General features: G+C 44.3%; 14 protein-coding genes and 2 pseudogenes. 6 read left to right on the forward strand and 10 right to left on the reverse strand.

Features of this window, described 5'->3' with window-relative positions:
* Together ilvD and HRE53_RS12970 are read left to right on the forward strand one after the other, a co-directional pair.
* Nucleotides 1–1,674, forward strand: a complete 1,674-nt coding sequence (gene ilvD / locus HRE53_RS12965) for a dihydroxy-acid dehydratase (protein ID WP_235110925.1) — start codon at nt 1–3, stop codon at nt 1,672–1,674.
* A 247-nt stretch (nt 1,675–1,921) separates the two neighbouring features.
* A pseudogene (locus HRE53_RS12970) lies at nt 1,922–3,162 on the forward strand (IS256 family transposase).
* A gap of 24 nt (nt 3,163–3,186) precedes the next feature.
* Here the strand turns inward: HRE53_RS12970 and HRE53_RS12975 are convergent.
* From HRE53_RS12975 to HRE53_RS12985, 3 genes and pseudogenes are all read right to left on the reverse strand, one after another.
* Nucleotides 3,187–3,848 (reverse strand): annotated as a pseudogene (locus tag HRE53_RS12975) (IS1 family transposase).
* Between the two features lie 60 nt (nt 3,849–3,908).
* Complete coding sequence (locus tag HRE53_RS12980) at nt 3,909–4,835, reverse strand: serine protease (RefSeq protein WP_235110930.1); 927 nt, start codon at nt 4,833–4,835, stop codon at nt 3,909–3,911.
* Nucleotides 4,836–5,284: 449 nt separating this feature from the next.
* On the reverse strand, nt 5,285–5,956 hold the full coding sequence (locus HRE53_RS12985) for a hypothetical protein (protein WP_235110931.1): 672 nt from the start codon (nt 5,954–5,956) through the stop codon (nt 5,285–5,287).
* Nucleotides 5,957–7,369: 1,413 nt separating this feature from the next.
* Here HRE53_RS12985 and HRE53_RS12990 point away from each other — a divergent pair.
* Entirely contained in the window at nt 7,370–8,872 is a 1,503-nt protein-coding gene (locus HRE53_RS12990; RefSeq protein ID WP_235110932.1) for an NB-ARC domain-containing protein, read from the forward strand.
* On the opposite strand, the gene HRE53_RS12995 is transcribed toward HRE53_RS12990, so the two are convergent.
* Nucleotides 8,858–9,271, reverse strand: coding sequence for a thioesterase family protein (locus HRE53_RS12995; protein ID WP_212663806.1), 414 nt, complete (start codon nt 9,269–9,271; stop codon nt 8,858–8,860). The genes HRE53_RS12990 and HRE53_RS12995 overlap by 15 nt on opposite strands.
* Before the next feature lie 95 nt (nt 9,272–9,366).
* Entirely contained in the window at nt 9,367–10,236 is an 870-nt protein-coding gene (locus HRE53_RS13000) for a hypothetical protein (protein WP_235110933.1), read from the reverse strand.
* Nucleotides 10,237–10,457: 221 nt separating this feature from the next.
* On the opposite strand from HRE53_RS13000, the gene HRE53_RS13005 reads away from it, so the two are divergent.
* Nucleotides 10,458–10,883, forward strand: coding sequence for a VOC family protein (locus HRE53_RS13005; RefSeq protein WP_212663808.1), 426 nt, complete (start codon nt 10,458–10,460; stop codon nt 10,881–10,883).
* A gap of 141 nt (nt 10,884–11,024) precedes the next feature.
* Nucleotides 11,025–11,861 carry a prohibitin family protein gene (locus HRE53_RS13010; protein ID WP_235110934.1) on the forward strand — a complete coding sequence of 279 codons (837 nt, stop codon included), beginning with the start codon at nt 11,025–11,027 and terminating at the stop codon, nt 11,859–11,861.
* Between the two features lie 57 nt (nt 11,862–11,918).
* Here the strand turns inward: HRE53_RS13010 and HRE53_RS13015 are convergent, their stop codons facing one another.
* The 4 genes from HRE53_RS13015 to fabI form a co-directional block, all read right to left on the reverse strand.
* Nucleotides 11,919–12,482, reverse strand: coding sequence for a hypothetical protein (locus HRE53_RS13015; protein WP_235110936.1), 564 nt, complete (start codon nt 12,480–12,482; stop codon nt 11,919–11,921).
* 119 nt (nt 12,483–12,601) lie between these two features.
* Nucleotides 12,602–14,005 (reverse strand): EF-hand domain-containing protein, encoded by a 1,404-nt coding sequence (locus tag HRE53_RS13020; RefSeq protein WP_235110939.1) that lies wholly within the window; start codon nt 14,003–14,005, stop codon nt 12,602–12,604.
* 25 nt (nt 14,006–14,030) lie between these two features.
* A complete protein-coding gene (locus HRE53_RS13025) occupies nt 14,031–15,482 on the reverse strand; it encodes a hypothetical protein (RefSeq protein WP_235110942.1) in 1,452 nt (483 codons plus the stop codon).
* 93 nt (nt 15,483–15,575) lie between these two features.
* The gene (gene fabI, locus HRE53_RS13030) at nt 15,576–16,352 is read right to left on the reverse strand and encodes an enoyl-ACP reductase FabI (protein WP_235110944.1); all 777 of its coding nucleotides are present in this window, start codon (nt 16,350–16,352) and stop codon (nt 15,576–15,578) included.
* Between the two features lie 355 nt (nt 16,353–16,707).
* Between fabI and ntcA the strand changes: the two genes are divergently transcribed.
* A complete protein-coding gene (gene ntcA, locus HRE53_RS13035) occupies nt 16,708–17,397 on the forward strand; it encodes a global nitrogen regulator NtcA (RefSeq protein ID WP_212663813.1) in 690 nt (229 codons plus the stop codon).
* An 18-nt stretch (nt 17,398–17,415) separates the two neighbouring features.
* On the opposite strand, the gene HRE53_RS13040 is transcribed toward ntcA, so the two are convergent.
* Nucleotides 17,416–19,017 carry a hypothetical protein gene (locus HRE53_RS13040; RefSeq protein WP_235110946.1) on the reverse strand — a complete coding sequence of 534 codons (1,602 nt, stop codon included), beginning with the start codon at nt 19,015–19,017 and terminating at the stop codon, nt 17,416–17,418.
* Nucleotides 19,018–19,186: the final 169 nt, after the last annotated feature.

Raw genomic sequence — 19,186 nt, forward strand, 5'->3', positions numbered from 1 at the left:
ATGTCTGACAATCGAAATAGCCAAGTCGTCACTCAAGGTGTTCAACGAGCCCCTAACCGAGCCATGTTAAGGGCTGTGGGCTTTGGAGATGACGATTTTAAGAAGCCGATTGTCGGGTTAGCGAATGGCTTCAGCACGATTACCCCCTGCAATATGGGCATAGACTCTCTAGCCACACGGGCAGAGGCCAGTCTGAAAACTGCAGGAGCCATGCCCCAAAAATTTGGCACCATCACCATCAGTGACGGCATTTCCATGGGCACCGAAGGGATGAAATATTCCTTGGTTTCCCGCGAAGTGATTGCTGACTCCATCGAAACGGCTTGCATGGGCCAAAGCATGGATGGGGTATTAGCCATTGGCGGTTGTGATAAAAATATGCCCGGGGCCATGCTAGCCATGGCCCGGATGAATATTCCTGCCATCTTTGTTTACGGCGGTACGATTAAACCCGGTCATCTAAATGGTGAAGACTTAACCGTTGTCAGTGCCTTTGAAGCCGTGGGCCAGCATAGTGCCGGACGGATTAGTGAAGCCGAGTTAACCGAAGTAGAGAAACATGCTTGTCCTGGTGCTGGATCCTGTGGGGGCATGTTTACAGCCAACACGATGTCATCTGCCTTTGAAGCCATGGGCATGAGCCTGATGTATTCCTCGACGATGGCGGCGGAAGATGAGGAAAAAGCCGTCAGTGCGGAACAGTCTGCTGCAGTTTTAGTGGAAGCGATTCGCCAGCAAATCTTGCCTCGTGATATTCTGACCCGCAAAGCCTTTGAAAATGCCATTTCTGTGATTATGGCTGTCGGTGGATCCACTAATGCTGTTCTGCATCTGTTGGCTATTTCCCGCGCAGCCGGAGATCCCCTCACCCTAGATGACTTTGAAACCATCCGAGCCAAAGTTCCCGTAATCTGCGATCTCAAACCCTCGGGTCGCTACGTTGCCACGGATCTCCACAAAGCAGGTGGAATCCCATTGGTGATGAAAATGCTGTTGGAACATGGTCTGCTCCATGGTGATGCTCTGACTATTACGGGTAAAACCATTGCTGAGCAGTTGGCCGATATCCCGTCTGAACCTTCCCCCGATCAAGATGTAATCCGGCCTTGGGATAATCCTATGTATAAACAAGGCCATCTCGCCATCCTCCGAGGCAACCTGGCGACTGAAGGAGCGGTTGCCAAAATAACGGGAATTAAAAATCCTCAAATTACGGGTCCAGCTCGGGTGTTCGAATCGGAAGAAGCTTGCTTAAAGGCAATTTTAGCGGGCAAGATTCAGCCGAATGATGTGATTGTAGTTCGCTATGAAGGCCCGAAAGGTGGACCTGGGATGCGAGAGATGTTGGCTCCCACGTCTGCAATTATTGGGGCAGGTTTGGGTGACTCAGTAGGGTTAATTACGGATGGTCGATTTTCGGGGGGGACTTACGGCATGGTGGTGGGACATGTAGCCCCGGAAGCTGCCGTGGGTGGCACGATTGCTCTAGTGCAAGAGGGCGATCAGATTACGATTGATGCCCACGCTCGGAAGTTAGAGGTACATGTGTCAGATCAAGAATTACAGGCACGGAAAGCCCAGTGGGAAAAACCGAAGCCCAGATATGCCAAAGGGGTATTGGCGAAGTATGCCAAGTTAGTTTCTTCTAGTAGCGTTGGAGCTGTGACTGATTAGAGTTGAGTTTGAATGTTAATCTATCTGGTCGTCCTAGTTCAATGAAAATGAATTGTAGTGGTGAACAAACATCCAAATCGTTCCGATATGGGAGACTGATCAGAGTTTTGTGTAAGCGGTCTAGAATCCAAACACACCAGGAGACCGCATCATGTCTAGAAAGAAACAAGTACCCAATCGAGAAGATGAGACTGATCAGAGTTTTGTGTAAGCGGTCTAGAATCCAAACACACCAGGAGACCGCATCATGTCTAGAAAGAAACAAGTACCCAATCGAGTTGATGAGCTATTGGATGAACTCATTGGAGAGAATCCACAGCCAGAGGATATTCTGGGCGAATCAGGACTGCTCAAACAACTCAGCAAACGCCTAGTGGAACGAGCCTTGGCAGGTGAATTGACTCATCACCTGCATCAATCCTCCGTCGATGAGCGTTCTCATGGCCCTAGAAACAGTCGCAATGGTTACTCGAAAAAGACCGTCCAGACTGAACAAGGAGAGATGGACCTATCGATTCCTCGCGACCGTTGCAGTGAGTTTGAGCCTGTCCTCGTGCCCAAAGGCCAGCGACGTATCGCGGGACTCGACGAGAAAATCATCGCCTTATATGCTCGTGGCATGACCACTCGTGATATTCGAGTTCTCAATTGGTGGAGCTGTATGGGGCCAATATCTCTGAGGGTCTGATTAGTGACGTCACCAATAGTGTCATGGAGGAGGTTAAAGACTGGCGCTCAAGACCATTGGATGAGGTGTATCCGATTGTCTATCTCGATGCCCTGTATGTGAACATCAAAGTCAATGGCCAAGTCAGCAAGCGAGCCGTCTATGTCGCGCTAGCGGTAACTGTGGAGGGAAACAAAGAGCTGTTGGGATTATGGATAGGGGCTGCCGAGCGGGAGGGAGCAAAATTCTGGCTTTCAGTGCTCACAGACCTTAAAAACCGAGGCGCTCAGGATATCTTGATTGCTTGCTGTGATGGTCTCAAAGGCTTTCCCCAGGCGATTGAATCGGTCTATCCCGATACTCAAGTTCAAGTTTGTATCGTTCATCTCATTCGCAATAGTTTGCGCCATGTGCCTTGGAAGGAAAGTCGAGCCGTAGCTGCAGACCTCAAGCCCATTTATCAAGCGGCCACTTTGGAGGAATCTGAGGCTGCCTTGGATGCGTTTGCCAACAAATGGGACCAGACGTATCCTGGCATCAGCCAAATCTGGATACGGCATTGGGATAATATTGCTCCGTTGTTTAAGTACCCAATGGCCATCCGAAAGGTTATCTACACCACTAATGCCATTGAGTCGCTCAATCGCTCACTGCGAAAGGTGATTAAGACCAAAGCTGTCTTCCCGAATGAAGAGTCTGTCTACAAATTGATGTTTCTGGCGATGAGGAATATCTCGAAGAGATGGACCAGACCGATTTTGAATTGGAAGGCGGCGCTGTCCCATTTTGCTATTCTGTTCCCAACACGATTCAACTATTGAATACGTTACGGCTTACACAAAAATCTAAACACTCTCGATATGGTTATCGAGCTTTTTGGAAAACGGCAACGCCTTACGGACTAGACAAGACACTCTCTGACACAGAGTACAGTTGAACCGCTCAATATGTGAGGTTTTACCTGTTTCCTTCTCCACTGGTCCGTGATGCTTCTTAGGCAATACACAGCCATAAGACCCCAGAAATCGGTATAAGCTGGCATATCCCGGGTAATGATTGCCATAACTGGCAGGCTCCGTACTTAGAGCGTGCTTCAACGCATACTCCGACAATCTCACGCGTGGCGACATCCAGTGCTAGCCAGATCCACTGTTTATTTCCTTTACCATTCACAAACGACCACATTTCATCACATTGAAGGGTGAATCGGCCTTGTGTTTGAAGAGACCGTCACGGTTTGAAGCACTGTTGCATATTTGTAGTTCATGTATTCTCATAGCCAGCTTTCTGAAACATCACATACTCTGGCAATACATGCCAAAGGTATTTTCTTCAGCAACAGCTTATCAATGAGGGCTTGAGTGTTTTGGTCAATCAGCTTTTGCTGAGGGTCTTCAAACAACTGGCGACCACAGTCTTAGCACTTATGGCTTTGCTTACCATTCTAAATGCGACCATTTTTGACAACTGTCAGGGAACCACAGCTAGGGCAGGGAGGGGTTGGCATTGTAGATTCTGATTGACTCAAACACCTCTGTCCCTCCATGTGGTGGACAATGAGAAAGTTTTACATCCAACTACGTAAATCTTGTAAAACCTCTCTGTTTATGCGGGTCGCTGAATTTAGTGTAAAACCTCCCCTGATCCCATAAGTGTGTATACCTACGACAAACCTACCAGAAGAGGTTTCTAGCCATACTGGTGCACCACTGGTACCTCTGTATGTATCTGCACTATAAAAGAAACGTGTTGGTGTAATGCTGCTATTTTCTACTCTGTCCTTACCAAATAGCTGATATTTCCCACTCCCCCCTTTTGTGTCTCCTGGATACCCAGACATATGCACAATGGAACCTGCAATATTGTCATTGGTTTCTGCTGCTACGGCAAACCAACCCGTTTCATTCCCAGCGTTCTGATCTAATACGATGCCGCCATAATCGAAATCAGGATTTTCACCTTTACTATCTACCCAAGGCCTGACAACCCGGAATTGGCTAGACCTTATAGGTTTATTAAAGCTAGTACCTTGAGGGTATGGTATGTGACTTCCATCACGCCCAGGATAAACTGTAATTGTTTCCGCCCACCCTCCTAAGCGTCTCTCATGATAGATATTATGACCTGCAGTTACAACTAAATTTGGAGCAATAAACCAACCAGTTCCCATCCCAAAACCTCGGGGACCTTGGATCTCTAGTGAGCATATTGCTCTCCAAGGATAATTGTGGGTATCAAGTATGCGAACTCTATCATCATTCCCGATTACACTTTCTGGTAAAAGGCTATCAGCATATTCAGGCCTGATCCCTGTGAAACTTCGTGAATTATTGATTAGGTCAGGAAGTTGACTCTGATTAGGAACAAGTAGCTTTTCAGAAGATAAATAAGGCTGTGAACTAACACTTCCAGGGTTTGCAGTAATGCTTGGAATATCTAGCTCATGAAGAGAAGAGGGAATCGCTGGATTTGGATTACAAATAGTTTCTGACATCAGTATTTATCCCCTATATAATTTTGTTTGCGAGATAGGATCTTGAAGATTTTTTCAAAAACAGCAACCTTCATCAATTTTGATTAGAGACTTACTATCGTTAGTAGTACGATGAATCTAACTTTCTGGAGAACGTACTGAAGTCGTTCTTCCCCTATCTAGCTTTTTAAATCCAGTATGATGTTGTGGAGCATCAGAAAATATGATTGACGAGTCGTCATCAAAAAAGAAGAAACTAACAGATGCTCCTCCCGAATAACGTACTTTGGTTCCGAATATATTGCTTGTCGTACGAACAGATCCTCCCGTTGTCATCTGAAAAAAGCATTAGATAACCCCCTGAAGTAGCAAGCATCTGCTTAATCTTAAGACCAGTTTTCAATAAAGATAGATTACTTGTTCCTTGAGAATTTAATACATAAATACTACTCAGTAATTCATTAAACTTTTCATCTAGCATAGATAAATTGGTTAGCTTTTTTTTTATCTTCTTCATCTAAATCAGAACCATCTTTTTTGAGTTCTTTTTGCTTAGACTCAAGTTCTTGAATAATTAATTTTCCTTGTAAAGCTCTGTTAGATATATTTTCAAGCTTTTTGGTAATGATTTTTTCACATTGATCTTGCCCCTCGCCCTGAGATAAATAGATAGGGAATAAGTTTGGGTAGAAGATACGAGTTTTACCTGTTTTAGGGGGTATACAACTAGGATTAGATGCTGTACGATCAGAGGTCTCAGGATTCGATATTCCAGGATTAGAAATTGTACGATTAGAGGTCTCAGGATTGGGTATTCCAGGATCAATGGTTACCATCTTATTTTGATCCTTTTCAAATAAAGCTGCTAGTTGTGCAACAAGTATAGAATCATCTAATTCGACATCTATACTTCGTAACGTAACGTCAGTTCTAAATGCTGAAATAGCTTGAAGAACACCCTGTAATACTAGGGGAGCTGCTGCTGCAGTGAAGACTTCGGGTTCAAGGTTTTGAGGATTAGGGGTATCTGTTTGGTCAGGACCTAAAACAAAGTTATATGCTTGCTCAAACAAAGCAATTTGCCCATTAAAATCATTGTAATACTTAAGTGATTGGATGGATATATCATCTTGGCCTGCCATGATGAGGTAGTCAATAGTCGTTAAAGATTGACTAGACTTGAGTGATTGATATAAATCAGTGACTAATTCACCTAATGCTTCAGCTGCAAGAGTTTGTCCTTCAATCTCAAATTTGCTGTCTTCTGGTATTGTAATCGTTGGATTTTTTTATTTTATCTAAATCCAAAAGATTTTCTCTTATTGTTTTTAATTCATCACTTCTATTAGTAATTCTACCACTATCGTTGTCAATCTTTCCTTTTTCAATATCTACTTTTAATTTTTCAATATCAATTTTTTAATTTCTCATTGTCTAGTCTACTCTTTTCAACTTTCAGTTCCTCTTCTTGCTGCTTTAACTCTTCGTTGCTCTGTGCAAGCAATCCATTTGGACATACAAATAGTATCAAGAAAAACATTAAATTAAGTGACAAGAAAAAAATGAGGGATATATTTTTTCTTTTAGTATTTTTTTTTCTGAGACGATTTTTTCATTTCGATTACATGAATTAGTTGATCAATAAGTCTAAAGTGAGAATATATATTGTTTTTGGTGCAGAGCTGTTAAAAATTTTTAAGAGAAAATATTGAAATTAGATTATTACATCATTAGATCCTACATAATGCTTTAGAGATTTAGAAACTTTAAGTTCTTTTGAATTACCTCTTACAAACTCGAAACAGCCCTATAGTGTCATTCTAATTACTTGACTTTTTTATCTTAATCACCGATTAATAAGTTTGCTTAGCCAAGAATTTTTTAACTTAAGTAGCTGATTGTGGGAGATTGCCTAATGCAAAAAATAGTTATTCTAATAAATTCAAAATCAGTAGATATACAACTCATCATAAAATTTCTAAACATTTTTTACTTTCAAAAGTATCTAGTAGTAGAGATTCACACTATCGGTAGTGCTTTTGAAGTATCGTATGTTGTGACTATATAGATAGCTTTGTATTTAAGTCAGTGTTAAAAGGCTGACTGCCTGACACATCTCTGAAAGCCTTTTCTTCGTAAGGGTTTGCACTGTAAGAATAGCAACGCTGCCCCTAAGGCAAGAGAGTTGGTAATACGTTTAGGTTGCGTTTGACGTGTGAACAATGCCAAAAGCTAGCCTTATACACCCTGCTATTCAGCATCCAAAAGCTACGTATCTAAAGGCTTTGAGGTACTTATGTCAGGCAGTCAGGTTAAAAGGTGCTCAATAGTGACTCTTCTAATATGAAGAATTATTTAGAAGTGCTTTTCTGAAAAATGGCTGAATGCTTTGCAAGCCTAGCTATCAACTGTGAGGTTGAAATTTCAATTGACCATCAAAAATACTGTCAAGCTTGCATAATTCATACCCGAAAAACTGACAGTTAGTACAGAAGGATGTGATTTACATTACATTCTGTTTTGTTGGAATACTCTACTGAGTGCAGATAATCATAATGACCATTGAGGATGCCTTAGCCTTAATAGATACAGCCCTTGATCCTTCTTGCTTCAAGAACCTCCACCAAGATATCTTTCGCTTATCCTGGCAAGGCAAATCCTATCAAGAAATAGCTGAAACCTGTGGCTATGATACCGATTACGTCAGACATGTTGGCTATCAACTTTGGCAAAACCTCTCTCAAGCCTTGGCACAAAAAGTGACTAAAAGGAACTTACAAGTTGTCTTCCGTCGCTTAGAACAACAAAGCCGAATCTTAAGTAATGACGTAAAAGAGATTGCCAGTCTTGTTCTCACTCCTCAATATGCTAAAAGCAATATCAATGCATATCCCACTAAAGTTGAACTCGTCTCAGATCAAACAATCTACCCACTTCTATGGTCTGATTCACCCAACCGTCTCTATCCCAACCATAGTCAGCTTTTTGTAGGCCGCCAACAAGAACAGCAAACTCTATGTCAGTGGCTAACTCGTTCGGGACAAGACCAAACGCGTCCTGTTCAACTCATTAGTCTTCTAGGCATGGCAGGAATTGGCAAAACCTCCCTAGTTCAAAAAGTTATTCACCAGGTACAAGATCGATTTCAAAGGATCATTTGGTGTTCCCTTCGCAATGCTCCAACCTTCACTGAAACCTTTGCCAATATAGTTAATACTGATGAGCAAGCAACCTCACAATGGCCCACATCCATCGATGCCCAAATTGAAATTTTGATGCACTATTTCCTTCAGCATCGGTGCTTATTGGTTTTAGATAACTTTGAAACCATCTTGCAACCAGGGCAAATGGGAGGAAGCTATCGACTGAATCATCAAGCATATGGTCAACTCCTTCGCCACATGATGGATTCCCCTCACCAAAGTTGTGTTCTACTCACTAGTCGAGAACAACCTGTTGGCGTTAACTTGCGTAATCAACCCACCGTTCAAACCCTGTATTTACAAGGACTGTCATTGTCAGAAACCTATACTCTCTTAAACCATCAGGAGGTAGAGGCAACCCAAACCGATGCTGAAACCTTATATGCCTACTATGGGGGCAATCCCTATGCACTTAAAGTTGCAGCAACTAATGTCACATCTTTGTTTCACTGCCAAGTTGCTGAATGGATAAAACAAGGCAACTTTGTATTTGGAACCATTCAGCAACTCTTAAAACAGCAGCTCCAACGGCTAGCACCTACCGAGCAGCAGATTGTTAACTTTATTGCTTCAGAAACAGGCAGCATCACCTTAGATCAACTGCATGAAGCATTAGTTCTAAAAGATCTCGTTTCAACTACCGATCTTTTACCTGCATTGCAATCTCTTCAGAGTCGCTCCTTACTCTGTAACCAGGAGGATGGTTTTCGACTTTTGCCTTATCTCCGTGAATATGTGTGTGGTTACCAGACCCCTGTTGGTGCAAACAATAGAGCCAGTACACCCGCAGTATTGACGAGTTTTCAGCCTGCGACGCTGACCTTCTCTACTGCTCTGCCCTTAGCTCATCGCTAAACTCCACCGCTGAATCCAGGTCACCAATTCTTCGGGTAGGGGTTGGCGCTGGCGATTAATAGGATTAATGCACACATGCCGAATCGTAGCCTTGGCAATCAGGCGTTCCCCTTTATTCACTGCCGTAATGTTGTAGCGAACCTCAAATTCATCCTCTGCTATTTGATGAGTACTCAATTGAAGCGTTAACTGATCGCCACAAAAACTGGGTTTAAGGAAATCAATATCTGCATGGATGATCGGTGTTGCCGTATCCGGGTTGCTAAAGAATGTGCGGATATCAACTCCTGATCCCATGAGTGAATCTTCAAAGGCCTCATGGCAGATATCAAGTGCACTGGTGAAATAGACTACCCCCGCAGCATCGGTATCTTGGAGACGAACGGTACGTGTGTACATGGGCCACTGTATAAAACTGAATATTAAGAGGATAGACACAGATGGTCCCTTCTCGATCAGTCAATGTTTTTTTGCTGAAAGAGAGAAATTCGACATTAGCCTTCCTTCAACAAATAGGCACACCCTGCACCCATCATCTCAGCCCCAACATTGACAAATCGATAAATGGCGACTGCTGCTAACAACAGCCCAGGAGACAGATATGGATGCAAGATATCAATGGCTGACGCTTCAAATACTCCCATACCTGCTGGAGTGGGAATGACTAAACTCAGTAGCCAAGCCATACTAAAACCACTCATCAATGGACTGAGGGCTGACCAATTAATAGGTGTGAAGGCTAAGACAATCAGGATAAACATGAGCCCTCGTAACACCATGAAAAAGATTGCGCCTAGTAAAACTCGCAGCGGGTAGTATTGCATCTTGACGCTACTCGCTTGCTTGCCTTTGAGCTTACGGACGTGCTGCCACAAAAAATTGAGAACTCGGGGATGGAGGACTAGCAAAATAACGCCTAGCAATGCCCCAAGCAAAAGACCATAGGACGTGTTCCATAACGCCAGCCCTATGGCAGCAGCAATGACGAAGAGTGGCTCCAGTAAAACACTCAAGGTTGCTAACTCTAGCCCTAATCCTTTTTTCTGAGCGGCTTTGACCTGACCGTATAAGTGCCATACACTGCCTGGAATATATTTAGCGGGTGTATGTCTTAAGAAGGTGATGATGGCCCATCGTTTGGGGAGTGGATGCTTAAAGGCGGCTAAAATCCAGCACCATAATATGCCTAACCAGAGTTGTGCTAGGAATGCGATCGCAAATGCCATACCCCCATATAACCAAGCCTGTTGCTGTAATTCCAGGGCTTTGACATCCTGCCAATGACTCAGCAGAGTCTTAGTCAAAAAAATGAGGGTTGCCCCTAATATTCCCCAGCGAATAAAAAATTTGAAGTACCGATGCATGAACCTATTCCTAACTGCCCCCGGCTCTGCCCATAAGGTACCCAGTTCAACGGTGGGTCTGTAGTGTAGACAAAAGACTTAACCCTTTGCATGTGCCCATCATGTGCGATCTGTCCCAGTTGATGTTGTATGGTGAGTCACATGAGCATTTCAAAGGAAAGGGTTGTAGTCCACTCAAGTTGTTGAAGCAACCCTCATCGGACTATTCGTCTTCAAACATCATGAAAGACATCGGACTCACCCATATTGCCCTCCCGGTGGCAGATATTCATCGCAGTATTGAGTTTTATGCCACCTATGCTCAGATGCAGGTGGTTCACAAACGCCTAGACGGAGCATCAGGTATTCCAGTGGTGTGGTTATCGGATGGTATCCGACCTTTTGTAATTGTGTTAATTCAAAAAGAAGTGGTGCATCCGGTGTTGTCTCCATTGGCCCATTTGGGAGTTGGTTGCTCAAGTCGAGAAGAATTGGATCAACTCTGTGATCAAGCTAAACAAAAAGGAATTCTTTTAGATGGTCCCCAAGATGCCGGCTATCCCGTTGGTTATTGGGCCTTTCTACAGGATCCCGATGGTCACACCTTAGAATTATCCTATGGTCAGGAAGTCGGCTTAACTGTACAGGAAGCCATCCAACAAGCCTAAAGACCCTCTCAAATAACATAAGCTCATCGGCAAAATCCTCGTAAGCCTTGGCAAATCGACTTCAGCTATCCCACCCTCCTCCAGCAAGATCGGTATACTGATAAACGGTTGGTTGAACAAGCGGTAAGGCACAAATTCCATATGCAAGATAGTCGCAATAATAATTTGATCACGTTTGCTAGCGTTGCCTTAATTTTAGTCGTCGTCGTCTTCAGTAGTTTTTTTGTGATTAACCCTGGCCAAGCGGGGGTCGTCAGCATTTTAGGAAAAGCTAGAGATACTGCTTTCTTAGAAGGAATTCACCTCAAGCCCCCTGTCATTTCAGCTGTCGATGTCTATGACCTCACAGTTCAGAAATTTGAAGTTCCAGCTCAAAGTTCGACCAAAGATCTGCAAGATCTCAATGCTCGCTTTGCCATTAATTTCCGTCTTGACCCGATGCAAGTCGTTGAAATTCGCCGTACTCAAGGCACCCTCGCGAACATCGTCTCTAAAATCATTGCCCCTCAAACTCAAGAATCCTTTAAGATCACAGCTGCAAGAAGAACAGTTGAAGAATCCATTACCCAAAGAGCAGAACTCAAGCGAGATTTTGATGATGTATTGGAGAAGCGTTTAGAGAAATACGGCATTATGGTGCTCGATACCAGCGTCATTGACTTAGAATTTTCACCTGAATTTGCCAAGTCTGTGGAAGATAAGCAGGTCGCAGAACAACGGTCGAAAAGAGCAGTTTTCGTTGCCCAAGAAGCTGAGCAACAAGCCCAGGCAGATATTAATCGCGCCAAAGGCAAGGCTGAAGCCCAAAGATTATTAGCCGAAACCCTCAAAGCCCAAGGTGGCAATCTAGTCCTGCAAAAAGAAGCAATCTCAGCTTGGCAAGAAGGAGGGTCTCAAATGCCAGAAGTTCTAGTAACAGGTAGTGCTGAACAAGCGAATGCACCATTCCTGTTCAATTTTAATGACTCGTCTAAATAAGCGACTTTGATGGGTCAATAGCTATACGCATTAGGAAGTAGCAGTCAAAGTGCCACCCTAGAAATTCTCTTTTCGGTAAGAAAATTTATGGTGATAGCATTTGCGTCTTAAGGTCCCAGATAATCCTCTGGGGCCGCAATAGTAAACATCGACAGGTTCGGTTGGATATTTCTCCTTTAATTGGGTAAAAATTTGATCCCAATTGGGTCGACCCGCTTGAGTTTGATTCTTTAAACCCGTAATTAAATCAACCTGATGCTCTTGATGGAGTAAGTCAAAGGCGGCGTATGCAGTTATAAACTGCATATTGGTGTCTTTGGGTGCACCGGTTAAATACAAATTGAGATCAAATAAATCAAAACTATCTTCGGCTTCCAGTCTTTGCAGCATCTCCAATAACCATTCAAACGAATCTTGAGTGCGATTAAACCAATAGAAGTGGACCTTCTTGAGCTGAAGAAGAGATGACTCAGCCTGACGCTGATGCAAGATACTTTGTAGTAAAGAGGCATAGGGAGTCACTCCAATACCTCCAGCAATTAAAACAGCATATTCTGATTGATAGATATGGCTACTAGGACTGTGATAAGGGCCATCTAAATAGACTGGGATTTTTGGCAAAGTAGTCTGGCCATTCCGTTTTTCTGTGAAATCTCGAAATTGACTATACTCCGAACGAGTTGAAAGTTTACTTTTTTCATGAGCTTCAAATCCCTTGTTAGAAAGAGTTGTAGCTCAATCTAAAATGTTAAACCCTCAGCCGTTGGCAGTATATATAGAGTACCTGTCCAGCTCCCTAGGGCTCGTATATGTAAAGATAATGCGTCTTCTCGTTCAGGTGGACTGCTAATCGTAAAAGGATGCCATTCATCGGTTGAAATCTGGGGACATCGTAAATAGAGATAGTCAGACGCTTTGAACGTGAAGTCGTGGGGGCGGGCAATTTCTAACCCTAAGACTTGACTAGGTAAAACTTGAGCATTCACGACATGGGTTTGTTGTGTGCTCCGACGATACCGAATAACTTGCTCAACCAGAAAAGCGCCAATGGATACAGCCGCCCACTTATAAAAATGAGGGCCATGTAGGAACATCAGCACTATCCAAGGGATATACGCTAAATGCATGGTGAAAAAGAGATTAAATTTTCCTTTCTCTCGAATGAAGGGTAGGGCAGTAAACCACATTAACAACAGCAATAGCATCAGCAATAAGCCGGTCCATCCTGAACCGTAGAATAAGAAGAGATGAACAGGATAATCAATCTGAAAGGCTGCTGTGTCTATAGAGTGATTATTGAGATGAGCCACGGTATGGACAAGACCTAAAGCAAAAATCATTTGGCCAACCAGCTTATGGAAGGCCAGATGTTCATCAATAGGCAAATAGTCATTAAGCTTAGTTTTTCTGAGCCATGTCATCCAACGCCGCATGATGGGGACTAGGATCAATGCACCATTAAAATTAAGTGCTAATCCACAGCCCCGAGCAATTCGATACCAAACAGTATTGAGCCTATACTGGGTCAAATGGTAGGCGTGAAAAAATAGAGCAATATTGATACCAAAATACAGCGTTAGAAATAGAATCTTAATCCAATTATTTTGAATATAATGCCATCGTTGTAGCCAATATTCTGGATGACTTTGTGGATTGGAGCTGTCAGAAGTGGGCTGTAACCATTGTGCTGGACTCACAGATAAAATGTCTTTCAGTCGCGGAGATTGACTTAGTAAGTCCTGAAATTCTGGTAACGATATTTCTTGGTTTTGATTAGTATCTGCTTTCTCAAATAGAATATCTCTGACTTGCTGCAATTTCGCAGTTGAGAGATCAAAGTTTCCCTCTCTCAAGCTACTTCGAATAAATTTTGTGAGTTCTGGCTTATCGATGCAGCCATCATCATTTCCATCATGGAGTTGAAAGGCAAATTCGAGTGGGTTTTCCTGAGCTTTATGGATGCCTTTCTGGAATTCTTGAAAAGTAATACCTTGAGTTTGATCAATGTCAAAAATATGAAAGAGACGCTCGCATAAATACTTATTTGTCAACTCAAACGCGATTTGGAACTCTTCAATCGTGAGTCTAAGATCATCACCAGCATACTCTTGAAACTTCTGTTCTAAGTTTTCGAGATTATTCATGGTTTGGCTGAAAAGAACGTTTGATTTATGGCAACCATTGTGGATTGATGCCAGATCCAACGGAGTAGGGCTGCTGACTGCCACCAGTCATTAACGGTAAAATCCAGAGATTACTTGTGTTGACTGAATTGGTCTGATCAATCTTGGCACTGTCAGGGCTGGCTTCAATGGCTTGGTCGAATAGCAATGCTGAACTATCTGGAGCAAGATCCATACTGGTATCACGCTTGGGTAGATTTAAAAGCCTAGTTTCTTTTTGGGTGGCTAAGTCGATCGTTGCAAGATATGGGGTTTCTACATACTCCTCGCCATTGCCAACCTGAGTGAGCAAGCAGTAAAGCAACTGTTTTTTAGGGCTAAAGATGGCTCTAATAACTGAGCCGGTTGTCTTGAGCAGTTCGGTTTGCTGGCCCTGAGTCGTGACTAAAAACAAAGACTTCGTGAAATCGGGGTTGAATTTGAGCATCGTAGCGGCTGATCCGTCGCTAGCAAAACTTAAAACCATCCCAAATTTAGGCAGAAACTCCAAGGGCTGATCATTTACACTGCCCTCTAGGGGTAAAATTGCCAGTCCTTGTCCTTGGGCAATCACTAGCGAGCGACTATCAGGGGCAATCATGAAATCGCCCCCTTGGACATTCTCTAATAGTTGGATTGATTTGCCTGTGGGAAGCTGCCAAAGACTGACCTGGCCTGGAGTTGCTCCATTTTTTGGAACTCGTTGGACAACAATTCGACTGCCGTCTGCAGCAAGGTCAAATTTGAGGATTTGATATTGCTGGTTGTCCAAGACTTGTTCAATTTCGCCTGCAGGTTTTTGAGGACCGCTGTCTAGATCGGGAGGATTGGCATATAACCCTGTAGTGACAGTGTAGAGTTTGGGGTCAAACTCTCCTCCGGATGCAATACTTTTGGCAGTGGCGGAGAATAAAATGCGATCGCCATAGGGATACGGCTTAAATTCTGTGACGACTAGGTCGGCAGGCGTAAGAATAGCTTTTTGGTCTTGGGTTAAATTATTGAGAATCAACCGCCCTGACTCTTCCCCATTAACACCGATGTATACATAGGCGCGATCTCGACTTCGAAACGTCCCCGAAAACGGCTGCATCACTTTGGGTTGGGCATTGGGGCTCCGGCGAGCTTCTTCCACTTGGTTCAGCTGCACTTGGAATTTAGTGCCATAGGGGATGGGCTCGGTCAGGGTATAGGCGAGTCGTCGACCGGACCAGCTCACTTTTCCCGGTAGATTGGGCGTTAAGGTGAGGTGTTCTTCAACACTCGACCAATCCATGGTGCGATTAAACGACAAGATAAAGGCTGTATCTTCAATACCAACCTGTTTATCTTGCCAATTAAAGTCTCGAACCATTGGCACAGTATGGTCACCCCCCAGGATGATGAAACTGATTAGGGCTGTGAGAATTACCATCACGGCAATGGCAACACGATCAAGGGGGTGAGGCCGGTGCTTCATAGGGTTGAGATCAGACGGCTAGCCAGCTCTGGGTAGAGTTCTAGTCTAGTCCAGGCTTGTAAGAAGTGACGTATCAAATGGATGCCCCAGACCTTACATGCCCATGATCGAATAGCCTGAATCGACGTAGAGAATCTGTCCGGTCATGCCCGTCGATAAATCACTACAGAGGAAGGCCGCAGTGTTGCCGACTTCTGTTTGGGTAACGGTTCGCTTGAGGGGGGCGATTTCTTCCACATGGTGAATCATATCTAAAATTCCACCCACAGCAGAGGAGGCTAAGGTTCTGATCGGTCCTGCTGAAATCCCATTGACGCGGATATTTTGGGGGCCCATTTCTGCAGCTAAATAGCGAACATTCATTTCTAACGCTGCTTTGGCAATTCCCATAACGTTGTAATTGGGAACGACTCTAGCTCCTCCCAAGTAAGTCAACGTGACAATGCTGCCGCCGTCTGTCATTAGAGGTTTGGCGGCTGCGCTCAATTGCACAAGAGAGTAGGCGCTGACATCCAATGCCAGATTGAAATTGTCTTGTTGGACAGCACTAAAATCACCTCCTAAATCGTCTCGGTTGGCAAAGGCCAAACAGTGAATCAGGATATCTAACTTGCCCCACTGTTGCTGAATGGAATTAAACGTGGCGTCTACTTGAGCTTGATCTTGGACATTACAAGGTAAAAACAAGCTAGGGGAAAGGGGGGCAACCAGTTTTTTAACTTTTGACTCGTTCCGTCCCTTCTCATCGGGTAGATAAGTAATCCCCAGATTGGCCCCCGCACTGTGGAGTTGTTGGGCAATGCCCCAAGCAATGGACCGGTTATTGGCAATTCCAGTGACCAGGGCGTTTTTTCCAGTTAAATCAAGCATGAAGATCAGTTGAATAGAAGTATGACAAGCCAGGGGAAGGATGCGGTCAACAAAAGCCTGAACCTTGACTCCAGTTCTAGCTTAGAACGAGTTGTGAGCAAAACTGATATCTTTGCAATTGAGGGCTTTTTATGAAGGCAGTTTTTATATATGTATATTTTGATACATAAAGAAACCCATCAGTCCGCTTAATTTATGTAAACCACACTTTTTGATAAATCTGACTTTGATAAAAAATCCTAAGGTTGTAGGAGTGACTTTAATTTCATCATTTTATTTCAAAATCAAACATTGATTTTTTTTGCTTGTCTCTTCCTAAACATCTTTTGTATCTAGTCAGGGTATGAGTATGTTAATGGCCTCGCCTCCAGCTAATCGATTAACTCCCGAAAATCCCCTTGCAGCCGTTTTTCGGCAGATGGGAAGTGGACTATTCCCCCCCGTCACTGAAACCTTTGATCGAGGGAAAACGATTTTTTTCCCAGGTGATCCAGCCGAGCGCGTTTATTTTTTAATTAAAGGAGCGGTTAAGCTTTCCCGCGTGTATGAAGCTGGTGAAGAAATCACCGTAGCGCTGCTCCGAGAAAATAGTGTTTTTGGCGTGTTATCGCTACTGACGAAGCAGCGTTCTGATCGCTTCTACCATGCAGTTGCCTTTACCCCCGTTGAACTCCTCTCTGTTCCTATTGAGCAGGTGGAAAAAGCGCTGCAAAGTGATCCCGATTTACCCATGGTGTTGCTGCGGGGTTTGTCCTCTCGGATTATTCAAACTGAGATGATGATTGAAACCTTGGCCCACCGGGATATGGAATCTCGGTTAATCAGTTTTCTGCTGATTCTCTGCCGTGATTTTGGAATTCCCAATGGTAGTGGGATTACAGTAGACCTAAAATTGTCTCACCAAGCGATCGCAGAAGCGATTGGCTCCACCCGAGTGACGGTGACCCGCTTATTAGGGGATCTTCGAGATCAGGAAAAAATTTCCATTCACAAGAAAAAGATCACGGTTCACGATCCGGTGATGCTCGGCCAGAGCTTTGCCTAGAGTTCTCTGTCTAAACAGCTAGGGTTTGTAAGGACGATTGGATAAACCGAGGATTTGTCTATCCTTCTGGGCAGCTACTGCGGTGGTCTGAACGGGGTTGAAGGTGAGGGTTGGTGATTGACCCCTGGCTTCTAGTAAGGCCGTTTCTGACTGCAATGCTTTTAAGATGGCGGTTTGATGCTCTTTCAGCCATTTATATTGACTCCACTCCTTGTCGTCCGTGGCGGCGGCAATAGCATCTGCGTAATGATATAGATCTGCCAGCTGCTGAACTTTGGGTTGGGCTTGTGAATTGGCTGTTTGCCAGCGCTTTAGATACTCGGCGATCACGTTCTGATAGTCTTCTGTTTGCTTATACCGTTTTTTCCACCCCTTGAAGTTTTGGGCGGTCTCTGTGAGGTCTATTGCTTTTTTGGGATCGGTTTCTTCTGTTGGAGACGTTTGAGTCATAAAAGGTTGGCCAAGGCTGGCCATCTGCGTGGGCTGGGTGGGTAGCGAGAAACTTTGACTGCTGGTCTTCTGCATTAAGGTCCAGCCCATTTTGGCGAGGGTGACCTTTTCTGGAGGGGATGTTTTGGAGGTCGTCCGGATAAAGCGAATTTCTGAAAACGCATAGCCAACGAGAGTGGGATCATCGGGAATGGCTAAGGGGGTGGCGGTATCGTCGTAATCCGTTTCAATACGGTTGCCTGCGGTATCTGCGATCGCAACAATGCGACCCATGGTATCGCGCTTCACCTGATATTTTTCTGGGACGGCAATCTGGATCTCGGTGCGGCTATAGCCGGAGGGTAAATACCGAATAAAAAATCCATTGGGGTGATAGGACCATCGCCCTTGGGGCACTTTTCGATCTTTGGCATCCGCCTTAGGGTTGCCGGATTGAACCGCAATTTTTGCTAGATCGCCATAGCTTTTCTTTTGGGCGAGGGCTGCTCGCATGCTAGCTTCGGCCTCTACAGTGGTGAGGGCGTCTGCGGGCACATTGGTAAAAATCGCTTCTTTTTGATCGGCTGGAATCAGGCCCAAGGCTTGCTGATTCAGGGTTTTAATCTCTTCAGCAGTAAGGAGTTGTTTTGCAGTGGCCTGCAATTCTTTAGACAGGCCTTTGATTTCTGCACGCGAGAGGATGGCCCAAATTAACGTCTGGATTTGGGATTGAGGGATATCGGGCAACGTTGCAGCCTGTTGTAGCATGCGACCAATGAGTGCTTGATTATTCTCCACCAAGGAGGCCGATAGATACCCATTGCGTTTACCAGGGCTATAGGAGCCCACCTGGAGGCTGTAACTTTCGACTTCTAGGGTATAAAGGCCGGGCTTGAGCTGGAAATTACCGTTGGCATCTTGCGAAAGATCTGTCAGGGGCTGCATGTCCTTAGGCTGCCAATCATCGAACAGCACGACTTCAGGATAGGCTTTGGCTAAGGATGTTGTAATCGGGGGGGATGGGTTAATTAAATCGTCAGCAGTGGGAACGGGTAAGCCGCGAGGCTTGAACTGATTGGCCTCTGGTGCCTTAGGAACCTCTACAGGTAAGCCAAATTGAGCAATTGCCCCCGTCGGTATTAACGCCAATGTCGGTAAGGCGAAGAGTCCTAATGTTAACAATGCTTTCATCAATTTTGAATCCCCCAACAAACTCTTAATTAGCAAGCATAGGAAATAACCTCATGCAGTCTGCATGAGGTTGTCATAACTAACTATTTAGGTTAGTTTGCCCATCTATCGTCGAGATTGAGCAACTTTAATTAAAGAATTCGCTTATTTTTTCGTGAATAAAGGCTAA

The sequence above is a fragment of the Acaryochloris sp. 'Moss Beach' genome (assembly GCF_021497025.1).
Classification (GTDB): Bacteria; Cyanobacteriota; Cyanobacteriia; order Thermosynechococcales; family Thermosynechococcaceae; genus Acaryochloris; species Acaryochloris marina_A.